The sequence below is a fragment of the Streptacidiphilus melanogenes genome, from assembly GCF_000787835.1.
GTDB lineage: Bacteria > Actinomycetota > Actinomycetes > Streptomycetales > Streptomycetaceae > Streptacidiphilus > Streptacidiphilus melanogenes.
Window position 1 is genome coordinate 1 of record NZ_BBPP01000047.1, and the last position, 22,764, is coordinate 22,764.

The following is a 22,764-nucleotide window of genomic DNA, read 5'->3' on the forward strand; positions in this document are numbered from 1 at the left end:
CCGCGCTGGGGCGCCCCACCGACCAGCGCTGCTGACCCGTCCGGAACCGGGCGGCCGATTGGCCGCCTTGGCCGCCGTCGCGGGCCGGAAGATCACAGAACGTACTCCTCCATCAGCTGGGCCAGGTGCATGGTGGCGGGCCAGAGGGTGGCGATCTCCGTGTGCGCGTGGAATCGCCTGCGCGTGGACGTACATGGCCCAGTCGGCGGGGTTTGCGTTGGTTGAGGTGGCCGACCCACGGGGCGAGCGCGCGCCTGGTCTGCAGCGGTGGGATCAGCAACTGCTCGACCGTGGGTGCGTGGGCGTACTTGCGTACCGTCTTGCGGTCCAGGCCCAGGAGTTCGCCGATACGGCCGATGGCCACCCCCTTGGTGTGCAGGCTCTGGACTGCCGCGTAGCGTTCGCGGATCACGGTCGCCCGCTTGCCTTCCGGCAGCACCGTGTCGGGCCCGCCCTCCGACCGTTCATCCTCGGTTGGTTCGGGTTCGGCGAGGCAGGAGCGGTGGGCGACCACGCACTTCTCGACGGCCTCAGCCAGGTTCCTCCAAAGGTGGAACCTGTCCGCGACCTGCACCGCGTCGGGCGCGGCGGCGCGGACGGCCTCGGCGTACGCGCTGGCCCGGTCCCGGCACACGATGTCCGCGCCGGGGTGGGCTCGGAGCCAGGCGGCGAGCGTGGCGGCGGTCCGGTCGGGCAGGACGTCCACGGGGCGCCCGGCCTCGATGTCGATCAGGATGGTTCCGTAGTCGTGGCCGCGGCGGAACGCGAAGTCGTCGACGCCGAGGACGCGCGGTGCGCGCATCAGCGGTGGATCGGGGCCCTCTCGGATGAGCTTGAGCAGGGTGTTCGTGCTCGCGTGGCAGCTCAGATGCTCGGCCAGGCGGCTGCCCGCGCGGCCGGCCAGGGCGAGGGCGACCCGCTCCAACAGCCTGCGCTGGAGCACGGTCCGACGACCGTAGCGGAACGTGAGGCCCTCGACCTGCTCGGCGAAGGTCCGGCGCGGGCATCCGCCCGTGTCGCAGCGGAACCGACGGACTACCAACATGATCACCAGTGCCCGTCCGCCGGCCGCCAGGTCGGCCATCCTGCGCTGGTACCGGTCGTGGACACGTCGCGAGGTAGCGCCGCAGGATGGGCAAGCGGCCCGGTCGGAGCCGGTCCGCGCGGCGATCAGCAGTCCCGCGCCAGCCTCCCGGATCTCTTCCACCACCACGCCGGACAGATGCGGGAGCAGCGTCGTCAAGATCTCATCGGATAACACGCCTGTTCAAAGACCAAGCTGACGTCCGGTCACGCTGGGCGATCCCGAAATGTTGATCAGAGCCGTCTTCCGTGTCCTCTGGCACCCGGGCCACATGCCAGCACAGTGTGCGTGGCGCCCACGGGTCCACGCGCACGTCTTCCGCGCGCAGCTGGTAGTGGGCCATGGCGCTCTCCGCTTTGGGCGGCGCCCCGGTACGGGGGGTGTCCGGGGCGCCTGACCGCCGCGGCGCGACCCACGCGGATCACGGCGGCATCCGGCGTATCACCGCTTCCCGTGGCACCAAACCGGGCGGAGGTGAACTGCCTGCTACCCAGGCGTGTAAGCCTTGACCGGAGGCCGCTGCCTCGGCACGATCAGATTCAGATGGCCCTGCTGGTCCCCCGTCTCGCAGGGCCATCACTGCGTCCGAACGGCTCACTCCCACACGTCGGAGCCGCCGCCGATCCACTCGACCATCCGCTCAGCGTCGAGGTCGAGCTCGTCCAGGCCGGCGCGGCGGCAGAACCCGGACACGTCCCCGATGCCGTAGGCCTTCCCGACGTACTCGCCGAGGATGTCCACCCGCCGGTACGGGGGCGTCGCATCGGATTGGACGGGGTGAACGACGACGTGGGCGTGACGGTGCTCAGCGTGGGACGGCTCGGTCATGCCGCCCAGCCTCCGACGCCGACGCGGTGATCGCGTCCGCGCGATCTGGCGAAACTTCCAGAAGCGCGGCTGACACCGGCTTTGGTCCATCATCATGAACTGGTGGACGTACCTGGCGTTGATCAAGCGAGGAGCCCCCGTGCACCGGACTCGTGCACGGGGGCTTTGCTGCGATACCGAGCTTGAGGCCCGATCGGCGCGCAGCCGGTGGAGCCTTTGGATCAGTGGTGGACGCGCATCGCGCGGTCCGGTCCGGCCAGCCACTCGAGGTGGGGAGCCGTGCCCTGCGTCACGATGCCATCCGTGGCCTCGTTCAGGTGCCAGGTGCCGACCGGGACGTTCTTGCCCACGGTGATCTTGAACTGGATCTTGTACCACTTGTGCGGCACCATCGCAACGCCGTTGGCCGGCGTCGGGACGAACTGAAGCTCCGCGCCCTGCGACCACGTCCCCGTGGACGCCTGCCAGCGGTGCGTCACCGGGTTGAGCCAGCTGACCGTGAAGCCGCGGTCGGTACGCGCGGCCAAGCTCCAGACGCTCAGCCCGTAGCTCACGGCGCTGACGCGGACCGGGCTGTTCTGCATGTACCAGGCATCCGCGTAGAACGTCGTGCCGGCCTTCACCGACGCCGGGATGCCGTACGTGTTGTTGTACATGTGGTATGTGCGGCTCCCGGCCGCCGACTGTGCCGTCGCGGCACCGGCGCCCAGCCCGACGAACATTCCCGCCGCCGCGAGCGCGGTGAGCGCGCGCTTCCAGCGCATTCTTTCCTCCCCCTCAATTTGATGTTGGGGGCGCAGCTTAGCCGTTGATCAAGTGGCCCCGACAATGGGTTCACCAGTGAGTCCGGACCCATACGGGGCCTCTCGGGAGGTACCTGGGCGACCGAGGCCCCCGACGCTTGAGTCCGAAGCGTCCGGGCCGCCGCATACCCACGCACATGCACATGAGTAGGTCGATCGGCCGAGCGACACCAGCCCCCAGGGCGACAATACGAAGGGACAGCCGTGATCCGCGCCCTCAGAATCACCGCAGCGATCCTCGCCGCCACAGCCCTCGTCAGCCTCCCCACAACCGCCACCGCGATCGGGCGAACACGCGCCGTCGAGACCATCAATCTGCACATCATCTTCGTCCCTTCCGCCGGGCAGTTGAACCTGGACTACAGCGAAGGCGGCGACTTCCCGAAGGCTCTCGACGGACGCCCCCCTGAGCATCAGGTTCTGGTCCAGGGCATCGCCGTCGCGGTTTACAAGGACCGCTACGGCGGAATCGTCACGATTGCGGAAGACGCGGCTAGGCCTGGTCAGGCCCCGATCTGTGTCGCCGAAAGCTTGATGTTCCACTGCCAGGGAACTCTGGACGCGCCGGGGCTTCCGGGTCGGCCCACCGTCATCATTTACTAGGCCGTGTCCGGTGAATCGTCAGTCGTGGAGCCAGGGGTGGGACCGGAAGGTTGCGTAAGGTCAAGGTGGAAGGTGCTGGCTGATGTCTCCGGTTGCCAGCCCCGGTCCCGGGCTTCGCGGATGGCGAGGGCCACGTTTGCGGGAGTGACACCCGCCGAAGGCAAGCCGAGCCAGTTACCCGGATGCGCCTGGGGAAACCGGATGACGAGCACGGACCCTGACTGCTCGGCGTGCTCGACGGCGACCGTCAGTGGAGACTGCCCGATCCCCTGGCTGTAGGTCGGCTTGCGCCTGACAGCCCACCTGTAGGGCACTTCGGCGACCGTAATGCGCCGGGTCCCCTTGCTTGGCAGCGTCACCGATCCTCCCACCGTGCTGGCCAGTCACCCCTGAGCAGACTATTGCAGGTCACCTGGCGGCTCACGATGCCCCCGGAACCAACCGGGATTCCTTGATCGTCCGCGGGGGTGTGGGACGTGGTGATCTTACGAACGAGGAGTGGGTGCGGCTGGAGCCGCACCTGCCGGTGAACGGTGGCCGGGGAGCGCAGTGGAGCGACCACCGCCGAGTGCTCAATGGCATCTACTTCCGCGAGCGCACGGGCGTCCCCTGGCGGGATCTGCCCGTGCGTTACGGGAACTGGAAGACCGTCTATGAACGCCATCGGCGCTGGTCCGCCGACGGGACCTGGGACCGGATCCTGAAAGCCGTCCAGGCCCAGGCCGACGCGGAGGGCCGTCTGGACTGGAGCCAGGTCAGCGTCGACTCCACCACCTGCCGGGCCCACCAGCACGCCGCAGGCGCACGGAAGGCCGCCCCGACCAACGGCTCAAAAAGGGGGCAGTCCCGGCCCGCCACCGCGCCGACGAGGGACTCGGACGATCCCGCGGCGGCCTCACCAGCAAGATTCACCTGGCCGGCGAAGGCGGTCGCCGGCCACTCGGTCTCGTCGTAACCCCCGGCCAGGCCCACGACGGGAGCATGTTCGAGCAGGTCATGGCCGAGGTCCGAGTTCCCCGCCAGGGCGGCGGCCACCCACGCACACGCCCCGACGCACTGAGCGCCGATAAGGCCTACAGCTGCCGCCGGATACGGATCTACCTGCGCAGACGCCAAATCCCGCACAGCATCCCGGAGAAGAAGGACCAGGTGGGCCACCGGCTGGCCCGGGGCCAGGCGGGTGGCCGCCCACCCGCCTTCGATCGCGCCGCCTACAAGCGCCGCAACGAGGTGGAGCGCCTGATCAACAGGCTGAAGGGCTTCCGCGCCGTGGCGACGCGCTACGACAAACGCGCCTACGTCTTCCACGGCACCGTGACCGTTGCCGCGATCCGCCTCTGGCTCCACGACTGACGATTCACCGGACACGACCTAGGCCCAGTCCAGTTGCCTGAGCCGTCGGGGCCCCCGTGCACGAGTCCGGTGCACGGGGGCTTTGTGCTGTCCGCATGCTCCTCCTCGATGAATGCGGACAGGCCCACCCTGGGCGCGCAGCAGCGCGACGGGATCCCCGGGCAGGCAGCTCATCTCAACGGCCACGCGTCGGCGCGCAGAGCCCGCGCCGTCTTCGGCCCTTTCCAGTTGCCATGCATCCACCGGCCAGATTGCACGATGACGCCGCGGCCGATCTCGCCCAGCAGCTTCTGCATCGTCGGCATATTCAGCACCTCCACACCCTCCACGTGGCAGCGGCACGAACAGCGGCGCCGCTCCGAAGAGGCCGTCGGGGTTGCTCGGTGCTCGTAGCTGCCGGGGCACAGCCGGTGCAGGCGAGGAAGCGTCTCCTCGTAGCAGCAGCCGGAGCGGCCGTTCGGGCTGTCCGTCGGCCCGTCGTCGGCCCCTCGCGGTTCGATCCGGCTCACTTCTGCCACTCCTCACGCCACGCCGGGTACAGGTCGTGCAGCTGGTCGACGAGCGCAAAGCCCTCGGGCAGGAGGTGACCGCGGTAGGCCGAGCGGCGCAGGCGTTCCCAGACGGCGCGGTCGACGACCGGGTCCGGGCCGGCGGCTGGTGTCGGCTCCTCCGCGGGCGACCTCACGACGCCCGCTCCTCGGCTGCGCGCTGTTCGTGGCAGGAACAGACGCACGGCACCGTCACCCAGCCCAGCACGCGGCCCTGATAGCCGGGCGCGCTGCACATCTGGTGCAGGTCCGGCCAGCGCTCCGCGCCGGTACGGCACTCCGGCGTCGAGTAGCCGCGCAGCAGGGGGCCACCCGTCGACAACCTGCTCCCGCTCACCTGCTGCTCCCACCGTGCGATCCGTCCACTCACTGCACGATCAGCTTCCCAAGCAGCCACAACCACCCGAGAGGGCCACGGAAGGTGGCCAATCGGTGACGGGGGGCCAACAGGGGGCCAATATGGGAGCCATGACGGAGGCGTTCGGGGACCTGTTACGTCGGCTGCGCGAACGCGCCGGCCGCTCCCAGACCGAGCAGGCCGAGGAACTGTGCCGCCTGATGGGCGATCCGCTCAACAGCGTCACCAGGTCCGAGGTCTCCCGTTACGAACGCGGCGGACGCGTCCCCCGGCCCCGTATGGTCCGCCTTTACGCCCAGTCGTTCGGTGTACCCGAGGGTGAACTGCTGCGCGCCGCGGCCGTTGCACGAACCGCCCGCTCCGCTTCTACAGTCAGGGCAGGCGCCCCGAACGTGGACGCCGATCCGGAGGATCCGTTGAGACGCCGCGAGTTCATGGGCGCTGCAGCCCTCGGTGTCGGGCTTGCGGCCGAGCCTTGGAGCCGCCTCGCCTATGCCCTTGAGCGCCGCGGCCCTGCCGACGCCCAAGTGTCGGCGGCCATGACCGAGCGCACCACAGCGCTGTTTGCGGCCGAGGAGCGCATGCCCGCCCGCGAGCTGTACCGGGGCCTGGCCGAGCACCTCGACGAGCTGACCGTGCTCCTCGGCGCCGGCGGATGTCACCGCCGCGACCTCCTTGTCACCGCAGGGGAAACCGCCGCGCTCGCAGGGTGGCTGGCCTTCGACATGGGCGACATGACGACCGCCCAGCACTACTACGCTGCCGCGGCGCACGCTGGCCGCGAAGCCGACCATGAGCCGCTTCTCGCCCTGGTCCTCGCCTACGGCTCATACGCCGTCGACGAGCCCACCGGGGCCCGCAGCATGCTCCGCGCCGCACAGCAGCACGTCCGGCAGCCCGGCTGCGCCACCGCGCGCGCCTGGGTGTCCGCGCGCGAGGCGGAGGAGTCCGCGGCGATAGGAGACCGTGAGGGTGCTCTACGGGCGCTGGAGCGGGCACAGGCCGTCTTCGACTACGCCGACCCGGACAGCGAGCAGCCGTGGGTTCGGTTCTTCTCCCGGGCACGCCTGGACTCCATGACCGTCGCCACGTACGCGCGCCTGGACCACCCGGACATTGCGGAGGTGTCCGAGGCCGCGCTGCAGGCGCTGCGCCCGGAGGACGCGAAGGTGCGCGCGGTCATCCTCGGCGACGTAGCGCTCTCGTACGTTCAGCGAGGGGAGGTCGACCGGGGCAGCGAGATCGCCCGCCAGGCACTCGACGTGACGATGCGTTCGGAGGCAACGCTCGGCCGGCACCGGCTGGCTGCGGTGGCGCAGCAGCTGCCCGCCCAAGGTGAGGGCGGACAGCTGCGGGACGAGCTTCGGGCGCTACTGGGTTAGCGCGTGGTGGTCTCGGCGTCGACCCAGGCGAGGTACTCGGCACTGCCGCGCTCGATCGTCGCGGAGATGATCTCCGGCGTGTCGTAGGTGTGCAGCTGCTTGATGAGCGCCTCGAGCTCGTCGTACTTCGCTGCGGGGAGCTTGAACAGCACGCGCCATTCCAGTTCTTCCTGCAGGGCGCCATCCCACCAGTAGACGGAGCGGACCGGGCCCTCGATCTGCGCGCAGGCGGCGCCGCGGGCTTCGACGACGGCGCGCGCGAGCCCGGAGGCACGGTCGGCGCTGTCGGTGGTGGTCAGCACGGTGATGTGCTCGGCCATGGTTCCTCCCGAAGTCGGTGACGACTCGAGGCTACCTGTGGCGCTGACTACGCCGGATCTGCTCCTGGCCCCGGGACGAGGTCGGCGGGCCCCCAACCGGGGCAGCGGAGGTCGTGTGGGGTTTGTCCGCCGCGGCCGTGGCGGGCGCCGTCGTGCAGCCGGGCTGCTGGTACGCCGGAAGTACTACGGCGGGGCGCAGAGTCAGCGGATCAGCATCTACTGAGAACCGTCTGACGGCGGGCCTTGAGCAGCCCCGGTGCCCCCAGTGCTAGGCCGGGGCCTGTGCCCCGGGGGCCTAGGGAGGTTCGGAACGGGGCCCGGGAACCACACGAAGGGTGCCTGGCTGGGGAGGTGGAGGCGCCAACAAGGGCGACGCCAGCGCGGGCACCACCGAGGCCGAAGAGACGACCACGGCCACCGAGGAGTTGGCGAGCGCTGACACGGTGATCGAGACCGGCGAAGGCGCGACGCCGAGGGAGTCGACTGCAGCTTCGACAGCGCTGACACCTGGACCAACAACCCGGTCGACAACAGCACCGAAGCCAACCCCTACGCCTACGCCGACGACAACCCCCTCACCGACACCGACCCCAACGGCCACCGCCCCCTCGGCCCCACCGACGGAGGCACCAGCGCCGACAACATCTGGGCCGCCCAGCGCGGCATGACGGCCGGCTACACCGTCAGCAACGGTCACTACACCTGGCACCAGACTCCCAAGCCCGATCGGGCTGACCAGATCCGGTACCACCGCTACATCGCCAACCCCCCTACATGATCGACGATCAGTACGTGCGGGAGTATGCCGCCCACGAGCGCCAGGTCTACCTCGATCGACTGGCCTACGATCGGGCACAGGCACGACTGGCGGCTCAGCGGGCGCAAGCAAGACTGGCGTACGAGCGGGCCCAGACACAGCTGCACCAAGCCTCGGTACACTTCAACAACTACGCCTGCGGGCGTCTCGGCCGATGTGTCGGGCAACCGCAGCAGCTCCAAGGCAGCCTCCCCAAGCCGATCAAGGTTGCCGGACTGAGCTTGGGCGATGCATTCCTCACCGGGGTCGACCTCGCCCAAGGCGGCGTGGATCCAGCCACTGACGCCGCTGACGCCGTCGACATCGAAGCCCTCGACGCCGCACTCGGCGACGGCGCCGGCGCCTCCGACGCCGCCACGACCGCAGCAAAAGACAACAGCGCCGACGTCGACTGGCGCACTGAGTTCGAGAACCTGACCAAGGGGCGGCAGCCTCACGTCAGGGAGTCGCCCACGACGGAGGACATGCGCGGCCTCTTCGACCGCTGGACCACCGGAGCGGACCGGATGCCCGCGCGTGGCGCGAAGGTCCCGGACGTGTTCAAGCTGTCAGATGGAACAGTCATGCAGTGGCGACTGACCTCCGGATCCGGCGGCGAAACCATCGACATCTTCCCCGAACTCGGAAAGGCACTGAAGGTTCATCTGCCATGAGCCAGGAACAGATCATCGAAGAGATCCTCTACGAAGGCCTGGAGGACTGGGTGCCGATCGACACCGTGATCGGCTGGGCCCGAGAGACAGCCCCCGACGAATTCAAGAGCCTCACGACCTCCGTCTTGGAGGAACTGCTCGGCAACGGATGGATGCTGGCCGGGGACATCGGCGACCAGGGCTTCGAGCCGCGCCAGGGAGAGTGGCAAGCCACCCTGCAGACACTCCTGCAGGAGCTCGAGGAGATGCAGTGGGCCCCGTTCGGCGGTGGTTGCTGGTTGGCCAACACCGAGGCCGGCAGTGAATGGGTGCGACGCCGTCGTCCCTGAGGAGCTGAACTCCAACCCCTGCCAGACCGAAATCGCTGGAGCCCAAGACCGCAGTCACCCTCAGCAGGTCTTGGTATCCGCTCGACCGCGTGAGCCGTCGCCTGAGCAAGCGGCGGTCGCCGGCCTTCCATCCCGCGGAACTCGAGGCGGGTGCTCTCCGCGCCGGTTCTGCATCGACCCTGGTCCTCCATTCGGCTGCGTCGCAGCCGGACTTTGCGGGTGTGTTCAAGCCGGCAGGGTCATCAACGCCTTCCCCTTCGATGCCGGAGGATGATGAGATGGAATTCAGGTACAGCAACCTGACAATCCAAGACCTGCGGCACCGCACCCTTGCCGACCTAGTCGTAAACATCGAGGCTGATTTCCAGATCATCGAATCGGACAAGGTTCTCTACACAGAGCAATCCTTTCCGGTCTACGAACTCGCACGGCAATTGACACTGTGGGGACGCGCAGAGGAGGACGCGCTTGACGATTTCACGTTCGATTCGATGTCCTTCGAAGACCCCGGTGCCGTCCAAGTGGCCAGGAGTGGCGACGCTTGGGTCGTGTTCTCGGGATTCACGCCCGGGGTGACCAGCTCTAGTTTGAGCTTGGACAGGATTCGAGGCGCAGTCCAGAGATTTTCGGCACAACTGCGGGCGGAGCTCGACTCCCTGGGGGTTTTCGCCCCAGATATCTGAATCGACGGACAGGGCTTGGCGACATCTCGTTGCCGGGCCCTTTTCGTTGTTGTGCTGCAGCGCAATGAAACAGCTCACAGGCAGGAGACCCCGCTGATGGCGGGCGAGCCCGGGCTGTTGGAAGAACGCTCCTTGGCGCCGTTGGGGGAGCTGGACGATGCTGCGGCAGATGTCGTCAAGTCCCGTGGGGGCGACCCCTAGTGCGTGATCAGATTGGGAGGAAGTCGCAATGAGCGGCCAGAAATTGCCAACGGACGAAGCGGAGCTCTACCGGGCGTTCCTGCGAGGAGCGGTACCGTTTCGCCCCTACTCGGCAGCAGTTGACTTGGTATTCAGAGTTCCTGAACTGCGCCAATGGATGATCGACGGCGGATTCGCATACCTGCGCGAAGACAAAGAGCGGCCAACTGCCGAGATCGACTTCAAGGCCGCCACGGACCGCGTCCGTGAAGCGGTGGCCAGCGGGTCGTTCGAGTCGGAGTTCCCTCCGGGCGACTCGTGCCGCGCGGCGCTCTGGCTGGCCGCCAGCCTCGCAGGCGTCCCGCACTTGGACCCGCTGAGATTCTTCGTGGAAGCCCTGAGCGCCGACCACGCAAAGCTCTGCGCCGAGGCAGTCATGTATGCGGCGGATTTCATGGACGGCACTGCTGATCCGAGCGGCGGACTTGACGATGAGTCGATGGGGCCGCGTGAAGAACTGTTTGACAAAATCTGCTGGGAGTAGAGTTCGATCTGGCCAAGACATTATGAGTATTGGCCTCGGAGGCCCCAGGCCCAACGGAAGCGGTCCGACTTGGAAGCACGTCCGGCTTGAGGTCGGGCCTGGCAGCGATGACCGCCCCGGCGATCGCCGCCAGCACCCAATGGCAGCTTTCCTATGAGGGATCATGGGAAAGCTGCGCTTCGCTCCAAAACGGTTGGACGTCGGCTGCTTCTGCCGGTCAGCTCCTGGGCTTCAAATCGCTGTGTCCGGTCAGACCCGCCAGCCGCGGATCAGGTCGGCGCACGTGTACACGTCGGCACTGCCCGCGCGAACCGCGTGCGCCAGCTCGCTCAGCGCCCCGTAGGGGGCGTCGACGGCCTGCCCGGACGCCGCCATGTAGGCCACCGCGATCAGCGCCCCGTACAAGGCATTGCGAGCCGGCAGGGGGCGGACCGAGACAATCTCGTGGAACAGCGCCGCCGCGCGCCAGGCCGCGTCTGCGGTGTAGTCCAGTCGTGGCGTGTTGACCCGGTGCCGGGCGACCGCGGCAACCAGGCCGGAGAAGTCGTGGACGTCCGGGTATTTCGGCAGCACCTCTGCCTGGCGTTCCAGGAGCCAGCGGATGTCGACGTGGAGCTCCATCTCAGGCGGCCTGCCCGGTGGCGCTGTCCGGTTCCTCCTCCGGGAAAGCCTCGGCGAACTCGCAGGCGTGCTTCGCCAGGAAAGCGGCCGCAGTCGCGGCGCCGCCGTCCAGGCGCGGATCGCGTTCGGCCGCCTGCGTGATCAAAGCGGTCACCGTGGTGCCCTCGGCCTCGGCCCGTGCGACGAGCCGGGCATGCACATCGTCATCGAGCCGGATGTTGATCTGCTTCGTCATACCCCCAGCGTATAGCAAGCCGCTATACACCGGGGAGGTCCTGCTCGGTTTCAGTGGCCCCGGCCGGCCCCGACTGCGGCACCTGGTTGAGCTGGCCGAACGGCACGTGCACGCTGGGTGCGGCCAGCGAGGTACTGGCGAGGTGGCCCTTCTGGTCATCAAAAAAGATGTGCGGCTTCAGCACCTTCATGATCGCCCCCTTGTCGATGCCGCCAAGGAAGAAGGCGTCGTTGACCCGCAGCCCCCACCGCTTCAGGCTCATCACTGCCCGCTCGTGAGCGGGGGCGTTGCGCGCGGTGACGAGCGAGACGTGGACGCGGATCCGGTAGGTGTCATCGCTCCTGCGCCTTTCCTCCTCGCTCTGCTGGATGCGGTTCACGGCGGCTAGGAAGTCTCTCAGCGGGCCTGGGTCGAGAGGTTCATCGGCGTGAGCTGCCTCGTGCGCCCGGTATCCCTCGATCCCTTCCGTCTGGAAAACCTGCTCGGAAGCATCGCCAGCCAGCACACCGTCGAAGTCGAAGGCGATCCGCAGGTCCCCGTCATCGGAATCGTCTTGCAAGACAGGGCCGATGACCTGGCCCGCGGGCAGGCCCATGGCGACGGCCTCGCGCACGTCGCCCTCGTTGGCCGACAGGAACAAGGACATGTGCAGAGCCCGCATGAACCGGTACGGCGAGCGTCCCTGCATGAAGATCGCCCGGGTGATCGACAGCCCCCGGGCCCGGACGGATCGCATGACCCGCAGACCGGTGTCCGGATCGTTGCGGGACAAGACGATGACCTCGACCAGCGGATCGCCTTCGTCGGCGAGATCGTTCAGCGAGAGCACGCGGCGGATAAAGGAGAACGCGACGCCAGGCTGGAGTGTGTCGTCCAGGTGCTCCTGCTGGTAAGCCCGATAGCTCTCCTCGCCGTGCTCACGAAAGACCCTGTCCGAGTCAGACAGGTCGAACAAGGCGCTGGACGCGACACCGACGACCAGACGTTCAGCGAGCTCGTAAGGCGGCATATCAAACCCTCACGGACGACAGCATCCCAAGCACCGCCATCGTCGCACTGGTGTCCCTGCCCCACTGCCTGAGCACATCGGTCCGCCGGCTCCGCCATGTCGTACAACGCACGCGCATCCACCCTTCGGCCCCGTCCAGGTCTCCCCGCCCGTCGACGCCGACAAAGACCACGTCGTCGCACAGTTGGTCTTCGCGTTGGACCTGTCCGGGATTCCCACCGCCGTTCGGCTCGACCGCATCCGCGAGCGCTTCGCCCCGGACGAGGTCGAGCTGACCCTCGCCCTGGCCCACGCCACGGTGCTGCCGGTGCCTCGCGCCCGGACACTCGCCCACGCCTTCCAGTACTTCTGGCTGGGGAAGCTCGACGCGGCGGCGTGCATCGCCCTGCCGCATATCGAGCAGATCCTCCGCCAGCTCCTACGCCCCCAAGTCCCCATCGTGTCCGTGGCCAAGGGTCAGACACCCGGCACCATTGACCAACTGGGCAGGCCCATCCGCAACATGCCGGCCGCCGGGTATCCCGCAGATTGGAGCCGCGCCCTGGAGCTTCTCCTCACCCACCCCGGCCGCGGCGTGAACCTGCGCAACGACGTCTGCCACGGCTTGATCGGCACACCACCAAAGAACCGCGTCGCGCTCATCCGCCAGGCAGCTCTGTACCTGCTCAGCCACACGGGCACCGAAGCCTCACGCTTCCGGCCCAGCCCGTCCTTTGACTGGACCTGGGGAAGTGGCGCTCACTCGGGGCTCCACCGGTCAGGCACCCTCGACCAGCCCTACCGCGTGGTTTCCTCCCGGGGAGCCCGGACAAACCTTGAACGGCAACTACGACGGACGATATATCTAATCCCATGAGCGATCGAGCCATGCAGGAGCCGACGCTGCTCCTGCTCGCAGCACTGGCTGGCGAGCCGAGACACGGCTACGCCCTGATCCGCGAGGTCCATGCAATCTCCGCCGGCCGTGTCAGGCTCCGGGTCGGCACCCTCTACAGCGCCCTGGACCGCCTCCTGCGCGAGGGCCTGATCCGCGTCGAACGCGAAGAGGTCATCGACGGCCGCGCCCGCAAGATCTACGCCCTGGCCGACCCGGGACACGACGTACTGACAGCCGAAGCCGAGCGGCTCCGCGCCCTCCTGGCCGCCGTCGAGCAGAGCATCCAGCCGCGCAAGCGCCCCACCCGTGCCGCCATCAGCCCCAGCCCTAAGGGAGCCCTGGCATGACCCACCAACCGAGCCCCCTGGCCCTGCGACTGGCTCTGCGCCTGTATCCAGTCGCCTACCGCGCCGAACACGCGGCCGAGCTCACCACCACCTTCCACGACGTCACCACCGGTGCACCGCGGGCCGAGCGGCTACGCGAGTACGCGAGCCTGACCGGCACAGCCATTCGCCTGCGCGTGGGGCTGGGCCGCACCGGCCTGCCGGGACGCGTCCTGGCTCAGGCCGCCCCGTTGGCGATCGCGGTCGCGGCAGGCAGCCAACTGCCTTACCTGCTGCGCGCACACCTTCTGCTCGAATCATGGGGTTCGCCCTTGGGACCGCCGCTCGCGGACCAGGCCTGGGCTGTCGACCAGGGCCTGCTTGTGCCGCTGCTGTGGATCGCGGCCCTGGCCGTCGCGATCGCCAAGCGCTGGGGAGCCCTCCGGGTCCTGGCCCTGTTCGCCGGCCTGGACCAGGCCGTGCTGGGGATCATCCACCCCAACGCAATGCCGGTTCCCTTCGGCATGGTGATGGACGCCGACGCGTTCACCGCGCTGTCCGGACTTCTAGGCGCCGCGCTCGTTCTGGCCCCACCGCGCGAGCAACTCGCAACCGCACCCTGGCGGGGGCTGCTGCCGGCCGCGCTGACACTCGGGGTGGCCATCACCTTGGTCTTCCCCGGCTTCTACCTCCGTATCCTGCTGGGCGTCCTTTACGGCTTCTTCGGCGAAGAAGCCTCCGGGCCGATGATCGGGCCCTCCGCCGCCGTCCTCGGCTGCGTACTCGCCGCGCTGATCAGCGTCTGGGCGCTCCGGCGCCCGGAGCGCGTCGCGGGCATCGCCCTGGCCGCCCTGCCCTGCTCCCTGGCGGGATACCTGCCCACCGTCTCCGGCTACGGCGCCGCCATCAGTGCCGCCGCGGTGCTGCTCACCGGAGCGGCCGTGGCCACACTCCGCCGACGCGGCGCGCCAACCGAGCGCGCCTGAAACGCGCGGGACCGTCGCACTCTGGGGTCGTCAAGCGATAGCAGCAGGTCATCGTGCATCTGATGCCTAGCAGGTTGCGGGGGGCCTCCGGCTCCTCGAACGCCCTCTCAGCGGTGTCACATCCCGTAGCGGCTCCACAGGTAGGCGGCGCAGGGCCCCACGCCGGGAGGGCCCGGAGGTGTTGACCGAGTGGGCGGTGGTCACCGCCTGAGCAGTCTTGCGCGGTGTGCCCGCCTTGCCCGGCCGCGCGATATGGGCCCGGGCAGGGCGGGACAGGTCAGCGGGTGACGTGGATGGTGTCGGTGTTGGAGTAGTCGAGCGGGACCAGCCTGTGGTTGCGGACGGTCTCGAGGACTGCGCGCAACTGGTAGGCGCCGGGTTTGTCGAATTCGACGGACGTGACCATCACGCCGAATCCGTCGGGGTCGAACGAGATGGGCTGCGCCGGGCAGTACGCGTGCCAGCTGCCGTGCGTTCCGCTGCGCCACTGGAGGCAGAACCAGGGGTGACGGGTGCGCGAGTCTATCCCCTCCGGCTGGACGTCGAACCGGTGGTGAGCACGGACCGCGCCCGGGGCCTTGAGGACGAAGAACCTCTGCCCGGACCGGTCGGTCGCACCTGCGGTCACCGGCACGGCCGCGGCAAGTCCCACGGTGGCGGCGATCACGCCGAGGCGCAGGATACCTTTCAACACTGCTGCGATTCCCCCTCTTTCATGACACTTGAGGAAAACACGTGCCAGGTGGCAGGTGTTCGCACGCGATCGTATCCGCCTGCGGAATCGACCACGCCCCGATCCGGCGAGATACCCGCCCGCTCGCGCCGGGGCCGCACAGCGCCCGCACTCCCTCAGGTGCTGCCCCCCCGTTCAACCAGCAGGTACCGCGACCGGCCCGCCCGGTAGAGCAGGGCGTCCCAGCCAGCTCGCCTGAGGGTTGCGTCCTGGGAAGTGGTGTACGGGTTTCCACCTGATCCGGGGGGGTTGATCCTGAATCGGTTGGGCACCCGCATAGTTGAACGACCATCGGCTGATCTTCGAGGTGTCTAATACTCCAACGGTGGATCGTGTCTTGAGCTGCTGACTCTCGTTGTGCTGGGTGTGGTGGTGATAGCTGAGGCCCGTGAGTGGGCATCCGAGTTGGAGTCGTTGTTCGCGCGGACCGCCGGTCGTTTCGGGCGGGCTGACCTGCGGTGGCGGATGCGGGACTACGTCCGTGGCCTGCTGGCACCGGTGGACCGGAAGAACGGCTGGCAGTTGGCTGAGCGGGTCGGTCACAAGACACCGGACGGGTTCCAGCGACTGCTGAACAGCAGTCGCTGGGACGCGGACGCGCTACGCGACGACGTCCGTACCTACGTGGCTCAGCAACTGGGCCCGGGTGGAGTGTTGATCCTGGACGACACCGGCTTCATCAAGAAGGGCACCACCTCGGCCGGGGTGGGACGGCAGTACACCGGCACCTCCGGAAAGATCGACAACTGCCAGATCGGGGTGTTCGCCGCCTACGCCACACCGCTGGGCCGGGCCCTGGTGGACCGCGAGCTCTACCTCCCCAAGGCTTGGACGAAGGACCGGGACCGCTGCCGGGCCGCGAAGATCCCCGACGACCGCGAGTTCGCCACCAAGGGCGAGCTCGCGCGCGCAATCGTGCTCAGATGCCTGGCCGCAGGCCTGCCGGCCGACTGGGTCACCGCCGACGAGGCCTACGGGCAGGACTGGTCCTTCCGCCGGATGCTCGAGGAGTCCGGCGTCGGCTACGTGGTCGCCGTGCCCAAGTCCCAGCAGATCAAGTCCTTGGCCGGGATGTGGCGCATCGACGAACTCATCCACGATGCACCCGAAGAAGCCTGGCAGCGGCTCTCCTGCGGTGACGGCGCCAAGGGTCCTCGCGTCTACGACTGGGCCGCGGCCAAGCTTCCGCGCAACCTCGTCTTCGACCCGGATCCGCCGACCCACCACCGCTGGGTCCTGGCCCGCCGCAGCCTGTCCGAACCCGGCGAACTGGCCTATTACCTCGCCTACGCGCCGGTCGAGGCGGGGGTCGCGGACCTGGCTCGCGTGGCCGGCTCCCGCTGGGCGATCGAGGAATGCTTCCAAGCCGCCAAGAACGAGTGTGGCCTGGACGAGTACGAGGTCCGCCGCTACCCGGGCTGGTACCGGCACATCACCTTGGCCATGCTCGCCCACGCATTCCTCGCGGCCCTGGCGGCCCAAGCCCTCGCCCGGGAAACCGCAGAAACGACCCCACCAGCCCAATCCCACTCAGCGTGGCAGAGATCCGGCGCCTCCTGGACACTCTCCTGCCTCCACCTCGCCCCATCCCCGATCCCATCCGACACGCACTGAACTGGTCCCACTGGAGACGCCTACGCCAGGCAGCCGCCCGCCACAGCCACTACCAGAACCGCAGCTCAAGACACGATCCACCGTTGGAGTACTAAGAACTCCTAACAGAATGGCCAAGTCGGGACAAAGTTTGGTCCGCCCGCGCTGACCTCTGCCTCAGTCCGCGTGCTGACCGGGTTTCCTCGGCCCGGCGTAGGAGCGGGCCGAGGCGGGCGCCGTACTGTCCCTGACGGGCGCCTGCTCGATGAGATCCGCCTCGGTACGGGCTGGCATTGCACTGCCGCGTTCTTCCGACTGCGCCGAGGAGTAGCGACCGGTCAACGCGGGCGAGATCAACCGCTGATCCGCGCACTGCTTCGGTCATCTTCTAGGGTCGTCCGTATGATGATCGACACTGGGGTCGCCGACTCGCTCTTCGAATCCCTCCAGGCGGACGCCCTCACCAGCCCAGACCAGCTGCGCGAGCTCTACCCGCAGCCGAACCCGAACTCGCTCCGTAAGGAGATCGACCGCCTGACCGAGGAGTCCCGGGCTCTGATCGGCTGTTCCTCGCTGGTGTTCATCGGCAGTGCGGACGTCGAGGGCCGGTCAGACGTGACGCCGCGTGGCGGCCCGGCCGGGTTCGTCTCGGTACTCGACGAGCGGACCTTGGTCATCCCCGATGCGACCGGCAACAAGCGACTCGACACCATGCACAACCTGCTGCAGACCGAACGCGTCGGACTGCTCTTCCTCATTCCCGGCCGCCCGAGCACGCTGCGCGTCAATGGCCGAGCCTGCGTCTCGGCGCGCCCGGAGCTGCTCGCCCAACTCACGCCGGTCGTGTCCCTTGATGTGGTGTAGCCGATCAACCAGCGGTCGTGTTGGTGGTGTTGGGTAGCGCGGGGGCGCTATCGGGGAGCTCGGGGTAGAGCTGCTCCATGCTGCCCTCGGGCAGGTAGCGGCGGGGGAAGGCGATCCACTCGTCGTGCAGCTCGAACAGCACGGCGGTGACCAGCCGCAGCAGCGCGTCGTCGTTGGGGAAGACCTGGACGACGTCGGTGCGGCGTTTGACCTCGCGGTTGATCCGCTCGAGCGGGTTGGTCGACTGGATCTTCTTCCAATGTCGCTCCGGGAAGGCAGCGAACGCGGTCAGGTCGTCCTTCGCGTCCAGCAGCATCTCCTTGACCTTCGGGAACTGCTTGCCGAGCATGTCGGCGACCGTGTCGAGCTGGGTGCGAACCGCGTCCGCGGTGGACTGGGCGAAGATCGTGCGGATCGTCGCGGCGACCATCTCGCCGGCTTCCTTGCTGATCACGGCGAAGGTGTTGCGCAGGAAATGGACCCGGCAGCGCTGGTAGGCGGCGCCGAGCATGATCTTGCGGATGGCCTTGACCAGCCCGAGGTGGTGGTCGCCGATGACGAGCCGGACGCCGGTCAGGCCGCGTTCGCGCAGGTGACGGAGGAACTCGGTCCAGAACAGTTCGGTCTCGCTGTCGCCGACCATCACGCCGAGGACTTCGCGGCCGCCGTCCTCGGCGATGCCCGTGGCGATGACCACGGCCCGGGACACGATCTGGTGATCGACTCTGGCCTTGCAGTAGGTCGCGTCCAGGTAGACGTAGGGGAAGCGGACGTGGTCCAGGGCCCGGGTGCGGAACGCGGTCAGCTGGCCGTCCAGGTCCTGGCAGATGCGGGAGACCTCGCTCTTGGAGATCCCGGTGTCGGCTCCGAGGGCCTTGACCAGGTCGTCGACCGAGCGGGTGGAGACGCCGTGGACGTAGGCCTCCATGATCACGGCGTAGAGGGCCTGGTCGATGCGGCGTCGCCGTTCCAGCAGGACGGGGAAGAAGCTCCCCGAGCGAAGCTTGGGGATCCCCAGCTCCAGGTCGCCGGCCTGGGTGCTGAGGGTCTTGTCGCGGTGGCCGTTGCGGAACGTGGTCCGGGCGTCGGTGTGCTCGTTCCACTCGGCACCGATCCTCGCGGTGGCCTCGGCCTCGATCAGTTCCTGGAGCATCCGCTCGGCCACACCGCGGACGAGTTCGAGACCGTCCGCCGAACGTAGACACCTCACGGGGATAGCGCGTCAAGCTGCCGCGAAAAGTGGTGTGGGGAAGGCGATGTCTTCGTCGAACGGTTCGTGCTTCTGGAGGCAGTGGTAGAGCTGCCCGAGCAGGCGATTGAAGAGGTTCCTCTGGGCGGCCGCGTGCCAGTCCCCGGCTTCCCGCCGGCGACGGTAGTGCCCGTTGGCACCTGGTGATGCGCTGATCGCGGAGAAGGCCCAGAGGTAGCCGGCGTGGTTGAGCCGGTCGTTCTTCACCCAGCGTCTGGTGATGCTCGACTTCTTCCCCGACGCCCGGGTGACCGGGGACGCGCCAGCGTAGGCCTTGAGGCCGCGGGCGTCGGCAAATCGGGTGTGGTCGTCTCCGATCTCAGCGAGGATCCGGGCGCCGAGCTGGGTGCCGAGCCCGGGGAAGCTCAGGATCACTTCGGCGTCCGGATGCTGTGGGAAAGCCTCGTTCACCGCCTCCGCCAGTTGGTCGGCGGCAGTGCAGGTGGCGTCCAACTGCCGCAGTAGGGCGAGCATCTGCTTGCCCAACGCGTCCTCGACCAGAGCGGGCTGGTGGGCGTACCCACCGTGGAAGACAGCGCGGATCCGGTCGGCTTCGGCGTCGATGCCACGCTGCCGCCCTGCCCTCTTGAGCGCGGATCGGATCTGGTTGAGGGAGAGCCGGGCGGCCTTCGTCGGTGTCGGGGCAAGCGCGAGCAACTGCCGGGCTTCAGGCCGGCAGAGGCCGTTCTGCCAGGTGGCGAAGGCGTCCAGGGCAGCGGGGTAGTACTCGCGCAGCAGCGAGCGGAGCTGGTTGGACAGCTGCTGGCGGTTCCAGGTGGCGTCCTGTTGGGCACGGGCCAGGACTGCGATCGCGCGGCCCAGGTCGCTGTCGTTCGGGAGCGGCCGATGGGCGTGCATGTCCGTGCGGAGGATGTTCGCGAGGACCAGGGCGTCACCCGGGTCGGACTTCTTGCGGGAGACGGCGTGGCGGTCGCGGTAGCGGGCGGCGGCCATCGGGTTGATGGCGTAGACCTGCCGCGTGCCGGTCCGCAGCACGGCGACGAGCAGCCCGCGGGAGGTCTCGATGGCAATCGGGATCGGGTTCTCCTCGCTGTCGCCGTGGTCAGCCAGGAGGTCCAGTAGTAATCGGTAGCCAGCCGCGTCGTCGGTGATGTGGCGTTTGGCCAGCAGTTTGCCGGTGTTGTCGACGAGGGCAACGTCGTGCGTCTTCTCCGCCCAGTCGATGCCGCAGTAGATCAAGATGTTCTCCCGAGAGTGCAGATGTTCGCGCTGGTCACGAGCACTTGCGGGCCACGCGTCGCACTAATCCCAGGCCTCGACCATGCGGCGGTCGGGCCGACACCTCACGAGCCATTCGTGGCACCAGCGCACCGCGCGGGTCTCGGTCTGCGCGGGAGCTCGGAGGCTCTCGTGCGGCAAGGGATCACCGTGCAGTGGGCTCGTATCACAAACGTCAACGAGTGAGCCGGAAGAAGAGTTTGGTGTGAGGCGCCGGAGGTGCCGATCTACGTATGGGCCTGACTGGCCTGTGACTCCAAAGGCCTGCCTCCGACGCCTCTCGGGCGATCACCGCCCAAGCGGCTGCCGCAGCAACCGTTAGCACCGGATTAGTGACTCCAGCAGTCGCAGTAAGTCATGCTGGGACAGGGCCACCCTGCACCTCCTGAGTTGAACTGGCCGTTCACTTCGGAGAGTTGCATGGTGGCCCGCCCTGCGGGCAGGGAGCAGAGACCACGCAGGGTCACGCCCCCGGCGTACGCCTGAGCCGTGATCGGCTACACCACTTCAAGGGACGCGATCCCAAGCGCAGCAACTGACACCCCACCGCCCCGACATACGCCGTTACCCAGGAGGAGCATCGCCTGGTCCGGGACTCAGCACGCGCTGCGCTCCCCCGAGTACCGCGCCGACACCCGGGACGCCTTCGCGACTATCGCACGAAGGCCGCCGACTACTACGGGCCCCTCGGTCTCGCCAACCGGCTCGCTCCGTGATGTCCTACCCGATCCGTGCGGGCAAGCCGACAGGGCCATGCGAGCGCCTGGTACCCGGCCGCGGTTTGCTGCCCCCTGACTCTGGTTACGCGCTCACCATGGACACCACTGCCGCGACCAGCGCTGACGTCCCGCACGACCAGCCGGTGCGGCGGGCCCTCGACTCGCTGGACGGACTGACCCCGCTGGATCCGCTCGCTGCGCTCATGCGCCGCGCCATCACCAGCACAGCCCTGGCCCCTGTCCGAGACACGCTGCGCGGGGACTGGCTGGGACACCGACTGCATCCGGCGCTGGTCCAGCTCCCCATCGGCTGCTGGACCAGCGCGGCCGTGCTCGACCTCCTCCCCAGCGAGCGTCGGGCGGCGACCGGTCTGATCGCCCTCGGACTGTTGACCGTCCCACCCACCGCTCTCACCGGCTGGATCGACTGGGCCGATCTACCGCCCGAGCGCCAGCGCGCCGGACTGGTCCACGCCACCACCAACCTCACGGCCATCGCGCTCTACACCGCGTCGCTTTGCGCCCGGACCCGGGGCCGCTGGGCCCGCGGGCGCACGCTGGCCTGGACAGGCCTGGCCGTGGCCTCGGTCGGCGGAGCGATCGGAGGACACCTGGTCCATCGCGAGCCCAGTAACGCTGACGGGATGGACAGCCCGTCCGGCGCGACGGGCTGACAGCCGGGCTGACGGCCCGTCTGCGAACTCCGGAGTGGACGTTGCCACCGAACCTTCGTGGCGGGACCGACCGTGGAGACGGCCGTGCACAGCGCGGTCGCGGATCTCCTGATCGCGCTGCTGGCGATCAGCGCGGTGCGCGAACGGGCGGAAGCCAGACGCCGGGCGGCCTCTAGAGTCGCCAACGTCGCGGCCGGAACTGACGGCGCGGGGCAGCCAAGCCCGCATGGTGCCGCCCGTCGGCGCACATGCGGTCCACGCCCACGAATGGCGCAATACCGGGCGGACGGCTGAGCCCCTCCTAGGGTCGGCGGGGTGACCGTCCAGCGCCAGCTGGACGCGGCCACACGGATCCAGCATCACGACAAGACAGCGTGGCGTTGTCTTGAAGGATCAGCCGGTGGCCGTTCTCCTATCCCAGGACTCACTCCGACGCCGAAGCAAACCCCCGGATCCGGCAGAACCCGTACACCACCTCAAAGGACTCAACCCCCGGCGCACTTGGGCCGCCAGGTGCGTGCGTGGAGCCGCCGCATGAGATCGCGGTGCCACCGCAGCGCCGTGTCCGGGCGGACGAGCAGCCGCAGCCGGTGCAGGAACTCCCGCGGCAGCGGCACCAGCAGAGCCGCCAGGAACGCGCGATCCAACGGAGAGAACGTCACCTTGTACCCACCGAGCTGTCGTTCAAGGACCGCGATTTTGGTGGCGCAGAACGAGGATCTCCGCGTCCTTCTCGCGGTCGCTCATCGGCAGCAGTCGCAGGGCGGCGAAAGCGTGGGAGACGGCAAGGTAGAGTGATCATCTCGCCGTAACTCCAAGCAACCTCTGACCGGGCGGATGCAGGCGCACAGTTGGCGGCTGTCAACGCTTCGCGAAAAGTGACCCTCTGGCAGTCCTTGGATTCTAAAGCTTGTCGCAACATCCGTGATCATGATGGGTGTGTTGATGGGCATACAAGGGCGCAAGCGTCGGCTCGATCTGGAGGCGGAGTACTGGCGCCTGCTGCAGTCCGGGGTCGGCACGGTCGAGGCCTGCAAACTGGTCGGGATCGGGAGGAAGACCGGCTACCGGTGGCGGGCGGAGAACGGAGGCCTGCCGCCCGAGCGGGTGCCTGAGGCCGAGCACTCAGGCCGCTAACCTGTCGCTGCTGGAAC

The 22,764-nt window shown here is 68.3% G+C and carries 27 protein-coding genes and 1 pseudogene; 14 read left to right on the plus strand and 14 right to left on the minus strand.

Translation table 11 applies throughout. The annotated features are described in order from the left end of the window. Positions 1 to 112 precede the first annotated feature (112 nt). The 3 genes from TR49_RS33205 to TR49_RS33215 form a co-directional block, all read right to left on the minus strand. Positions 113 to 1,243: an ISL3 family transposase gene (locus TR49_RS33205; protein WP_052434854.1), complete on the minus strand. Its 1,131-nt coding sequence runs from the start codon at positions 1,241 to 1,243 to the stop codon at positions 113 to 115. 435 nt (positions 1,244 to 1,678) lie between these two features. Beyond that, positions 1,679 to 1,912 (minus strand): hypothetical protein, encoded by a 234-nt coding sequence (locus TR49_RS33210; RefSeq protein ID WP_042388539.1) that lies wholly within the window; start codon positions 1,910 to 1,912, stop codon positions 1,679 to 1,681. A gap of 221 nt (positions 1,913 to 2,133) precedes the next feature. Next, positions 2,134 to 2,676, minus strand: coding sequence for a hypothetical protein (locus TR49_RS33215; RefSeq protein WP_042388385.1), 543 nt, complete (start codon positions 2,674 to 2,676; stop codon positions 2,134 to 2,136). A gap of 243 nt (positions 2,677 to 2,919) precedes the next feature. Between TR49_RS33215 and TR49_RS33220 the strand changes: the two genes are divergently transcribed. Beyond that, the gene (locus TR49_RS33220) at positions 2,920 to 3,318 is read left to right on the plus strand and encodes a hypothetical protein (RefSeq protein WP_042388388.1); all 399 of its coding nucleotides are present in this window, start codon (positions 2,920 to 2,922) and stop codon (positions 3,316 to 3,318) included. Between the two features lie 469 nt (positions 3,319 to 3,787). Beyond that, positions 3,788 to 4,671, plus strand: a protein-coding gene (locus TR49_RS42025) for an IS5 family transposase (protein ID WP_152627578.1) whose coding sequence is annotated in 2 segments (ribosomal slippage) — positions 3,788 to 4,162 and positions 4,165 to 4,671 — 882 coding nt in all. Because the reading frame shifts where the segments join, the coding sequence is not laid out codon by codon here. A 170-nt stretch (positions 4,672 to 4,841) separates the two neighbouring features. On the opposite strand, the gene TR49_RS33235 is transcribed toward TR49_RS42025, so the two are convergent. Genes TR49_RS33235 through TR49_RS33245 form a run of 3 tightly spaced genes read right to left on the minus strand, consistent with a single transcriptional unit; the run spans position 4,842 to position 5,556 of the window. After that, complete coding sequence (locus TR49_RS33235; RefSeq protein ID WP_042388393.1) at positions 4,842 to 5,180, minus strand: hypothetical protein; 339 nt, start codon at positions 5,178 to 5,180, stop codon at positions 4,842 to 4,844. Beyond that, positions 5,177 to 5,356, minus strand: coding sequence for a hypothetical protein (locus TR49_RS33240; RefSeq protein WP_042388395.1), 180 nt, complete (start codon positions 5,354 to 5,356; stop codon positions 5,177 to 5,179). The genes TR49_RS33235 and TR49_RS33240 overlap by 4 nt, the downstream gene beginning before the upstream one ends. Further along, complete coding sequence (locus TR49_RS33245) at positions 5,353 to 5,556, minus strand: hypothetical protein (protein WP_152627579.1); 204 nt, start codon at positions 5,554 to 5,556, stop codon at positions 5,353 to 5,355. Before TR49_RS33245 ends, TR49_RS33240 begins: the two co-directional genes overlap by 4 nt. Positions 5,557 to 5,687: 131 nt before the next feature. Between TR49_RS33245 and TR49_RS33250 the strand changes: the two genes are divergently transcribed. Beyond that, the gene (locus TR49_RS33250; protein ID WP_042388542.1) at positions 5,688 to 6,959 is read left to right on the plus strand and encodes a helix-turn-helix domain-containing protein; all 1,272 of its coding nucleotides are present in this window, start codon (positions 5,688 to 5,690) and stop codon (positions 6,957 to 6,959) included. Here the strand turns inward: TR49_RS33250 and cutA are convergent. Then, positions 6,956 to 7,279 (minus strand): divalent-cation tolerance protein CutA, encoded by a 324-nt coding sequence (gene cutA, locus TR49_RS33255; RefSeq protein WP_042388399.1) that lies wholly within the window; start codon positions 7,277 to 7,279, stop codon positions 6,956 to 6,958. The genes TR49_RS33250 and cutA overlap by 4 nt on opposite strands. A gap of 774 nt (positions 7,280 to 8,053) precedes the next feature. Between cutA and TR49_RS43270 the strand changes: the two genes are divergently transcribed. From TR49_RS43270 to TR49_RS33280, 4 genes are all read left to right on the plus strand, one after another. Continuing rightward, positions 8,054 to 8,749, plus strand: coding sequence for a hypothetical protein (locus TR49_RS43270; protein ID WP_152627581.1), 696 nt, complete (start codon positions 8,054 to 8,056; stop codon positions 8,747 to 8,749). After that, the gene (locus tag TR49_RS33270; protein ID WP_042388408.1) at positions 8,746 to 9,078 is read left to right on the plus strand and encodes a hypothetical protein; all 333 of its coding nucleotides are present in this window, start codon (positions 8,746 to 8,748) and stop codon (positions 9,076 to 9,078) included. The genes TR49_RS43270 and TR49_RS33270 overlap by 4 nt, the downstream gene beginning before the upstream one ends. 89 nt (positions 9,079 to 9,167) lie before the next feature. Continuing rightward, positions 9,168 to 9,761, plus strand: a complete 594-nt coding sequence (locus tag TR49_RS33275; protein ID WP_152627582.1) for a DUF7878 domain-containing protein — start codon at positions 9,168 to 9,170, stop codon at positions 9,759 to 9,761. Positions 9,762 to 9,990: 229 nt separating this feature from the next. After that, positions 9,991 to 10,485 carry a hypothetical protein gene (locus TR49_RS33280; RefSeq protein ID WP_042388413.1) on the plus strand — a complete coding sequence of 165 codons (495 nt, stop codon included), beginning with the start codon at positions 9,991 to 9,993 and terminating at the stop codon, positions 10,483 to 10,485. 249 nt (positions 10,486 to 10,734) lie between these two features. Here the strand turns inward: TR49_RS33280 and TR49_RS33285 are convergent, their stop codons facing one another. The 3 genes from TR49_RS33285 to TR49_RS33295 are packed head-to-tail and all read right to left on the minus strand — an operon-like array spanning position 10,735 to position 12,350. Further along, positions 10,735 to 11,106, minus strand: coding sequence for a hypothetical protein (locus tag TR49_RS33285; RefSeq protein WP_042388418.1), 372 nt, complete (start codon positions 11,104 to 11,106; stop codon positions 10,735 to 10,737). Between the two features lies 1 nt (position 11,107). Next, entirely contained in the window at positions 11,108 to 11,341 is a 234-nt protein-coding gene (locus TR49_RS33290; RefSeq protein WP_042388428.1) for a type II toxin-antitoxin system HicB family antitoxin, read from the minus strand. Between the two features lie 22 nt (positions 11,342 to 11,363). Next, complete coding sequence (locus tag TR49_RS33295) at positions 11,364 to 12,350, minus strand: 5'-nucleotidase (protein WP_042388431.1); 987 nt, start codon at positions 12,348 to 12,350, stop codon at positions 11,364 to 11,366. A gap of 184 nt (positions 12,351 to 12,534) precedes the next feature. On the opposite strand from TR49_RS33295, the gene TR49_RS33300 reads away from it, so the two are divergent. From TR49_RS33300 to TR49_RS33310, 3 genes are read left to right on the plus strand one after another with little or no spacing between them, the layout of a single operon-like run. Next, positions 12,535 to 13,206 carry a DUF4209 domain-containing protein gene (locus TR49_RS33300; RefSeq protein ID WP_042388433.1) on the plus strand — a complete coding sequence of 224 codons (672 nt, stop codon included), beginning with the start codon at positions 12,535 to 12,537 and terminating at the stop codon, positions 13,204 to 13,206. Further along, on the plus strand, positions 13,203 to 13,574 hold the full coding sequence (locus tag TR49_RS33305; protein WP_042388437.1) for a PadR family transcriptional regulator: 372 nt from the start codon (positions 13,203 to 13,205) through the stop codon (positions 13,572 to 13,574). The genes TR49_RS33300 and TR49_RS33305 overlap by 4 nt, the downstream gene beginning before the upstream one ends. Continuing rightward, a complete protein-coding gene (locus tag TR49_RS33310) occupies positions 13,571 to 14,539 on the plus strand; it encodes a hypothetical protein (RefSeq protein WP_042388439.1) in 969 nt (322 codons plus the stop codon). The genes TR49_RS33305 and TR49_RS33310 overlap by 4 nt, the downstream gene beginning before the upstream one ends. 277 nt (positions 14,540 to 14,816) lie before the next feature. Here TR49_RS33310 and TR49_RS33315 read toward each other — a convergent pair whose 3' ends face one another. Continuing rightward, positions 14,817 to 15,233, minus strand: coding sequence for a hypothetical protein (locus TR49_RS33315; protein WP_152627583.1), 417 nt, complete (start codon positions 15,231 to 15,233; stop codon positions 14,817 to 14,819). A 411-nt stretch (positions 15,234 to 15,644) separates the two neighbouring features. Between TR49_RS33315 and TR49_RS33320 the strand changes: the two genes are divergently transcribed. Both TR49_RS33320 and TR49_RS33325 read left to right on the plus strand, forming a co-directional pair. Next, positions 15,645 to 16,886, plus strand: coding sequence for an IS701 family transposase (locus TR49_RS33320; RefSeq protein ID WP_042388543.1), 1,242 nt, complete (start codon positions 15,645 to 15,647; stop codon positions 16,884 to 16,886). Positions 16,887 to 17,267: 381 nt separating this feature from the next. After that, positions 17,268 to 17,708 (plus strand): annotated as a pseudogene (locus TR49_RS33325) (pyridoxamine 5'-phosphate oxidase family protein); the annotation flags it as partial. A gap of 25 nt (positions 17,709 to 17,733) precedes the next feature. On the opposite strand, the gene TR49_RS33330 reads toward TR49_RS33325, so the two are convergent. After that, complete coding sequence (locus tag TR49_RS33330; RefSeq protein WP_236653637.1) at positions 17,734 to 18,939, minus strand: IS256 family transposase; 1,206 nt, start codon at positions 18,937 to 18,939, stop codon at positions 17,734 to 17,736. A 12-nt stretch (positions 18,940 to 18,951) separates the two neighbouring features. After that, the gene (locus TR49_RS33335; RefSeq protein WP_042388446.1) at positions 18,952 to 20,178 is read right to left on the minus strand and encodes an IS110 family RNA-guided transposase; all 1,227 of its coding nucleotides are present in this window, start codon (positions 20,176 to 20,178) and stop codon (positions 18,952 to 18,954) included. Between the two features lie 853 nt (positions 20,179 to 21,031). Between TR49_RS33335 and TR49_RS33340 the strand changes: the two genes are divergently transcribed. Continuing rightward, entirely contained in the window at positions 21,032 to 21,610 is a 579-nt protein-coding gene (locus TR49_RS33340) for a DUF2231 domain-containing protein (RefSeq protein WP_052434856.1), read from the plus strand. Positions 21,611 to 22,095: 485 nt separating this feature from the next. Here the strand turns inward: TR49_RS33340 and TR49_RS45985 are convergent, their stop codons facing one another. Continuing rightward, the gene (locus TR49_RS45985; RefSeq protein ID WP_236653638.1) at positions 22,096 to 22,257 is read right to left on the minus strand and encodes a hypothetical protein; all 162 of its coding nucleotides are present in this window, start codon (positions 22,255 to 22,257) and stop codon (positions 22,096 to 22,098) included. Between the two features lie 283 nt (positions 22,258 to 22,540). Between TR49_RS45985 and TR49_RS45095 the strand changes: the two genes are divergently transcribed. Then, a complete protein-coding gene (locus TR49_RS45095; RefSeq protein WP_201776265.1) occupies positions 22,541 to 22,747 on the plus strand; it encodes a hypothetical protein in 207 nt (68 codons plus the stop codon). Positions 22,748 to 22,764: the final 17 nt, after the last annotated feature.

Coding starts and splice junctions, on each gene's coding strand:
- TR49_RS33215 (WP_042388385.1), bottom strand. CDS start 2,676: ATGCGCTGGAAGCGCGCGCTCACCGCGCTCGCGGCGGCGGGAATGTTC.
- TR49_RS33285 (WP_042388418.1), bottom strand. CDS start 11,106: ATGGAGCTCCACGTCGACATCCGCTGGCTCCTGGAACGCCAGGCAGAG.
- TR49_RS33305 (WP_042388437.1), top strand. CDS start 13,203: ATGAGCGATCGAGCCATGCAGGAGCCGACGCTGCTCCTGCTCGCAGCA.
- TR49_RS33280 (WP_042388413.1), top strand. CDS start 9,991: ATGAGCGGCCAGAAATTGCCAACGGACGAAGCGGAGCTCTACCGGGCG.
- cutA (WP_042388399.1), bottom strand. CDS start 7,279: ATGGCCGAGCACATCACCGTGCTGACCACCACCGACAGCGCCGACCGT.
- TR49_RS45095 (WP_201776265.1), top strand. CDS start 22,541: ATGATGGGTGTGTTGATGGGCATACAAGGGCGCAAGCGTCGGCTCGAT.
- TR49_RS33340 (WP_052434856.1), top strand. CDS start 21,032: ATGGACACCACTGCCGCGACCAGCGCTGACGTCCCGCACGACCAGCCG.
- TR49_RS33210 (WP_042388539.1), bottom strand. CDS start 1,912: ATGACCGAGCCGTCCCACGCTGAGCACCGTCACGCCCACGTCGTCGTT.
- TR49_RS33270 (WP_042388408.1), top strand. CDS start 8,746: ATGAGCCAGGAACAGATCATCGAAGAGATCCTCTACGAAGGCCTGGAG.
- TR49_RS33310 (WP_042388439.1), top strand. CDS start 13,571: ATGACCCACCAACCGAGCCCCCTGGCCCTGCGACTGGCTCTGCGCCTG.
- TR49_RS33290 (WP_042388428.1), bottom strand. CDS start 11,341: ATGACGAAGCAGATCAACATCCGGCTCGATGACGATGTGCATGCCCGG.
- TR49_RS33295 (WP_042388431.1), bottom strand. CDS start 12,350: ATGCCGCCTTACGAGCTCGCTGAACGTCTGGTCGTCGGTGTCGCGTCC.
- TR49_RS33250 (WP_042388542.1), top strand. CDS start 5,688: ATGACGGAGGCGTTCGGGGACCTGTTACGTCGGCTGCGCGAACGCGCC.
- TR49_RS43270 (WP_152627581.1), top strand. CDS start 8,054: ATGATCGACGATCAGTACGTGCGGGAGTATGCCGCCCACGAGCGCCAG.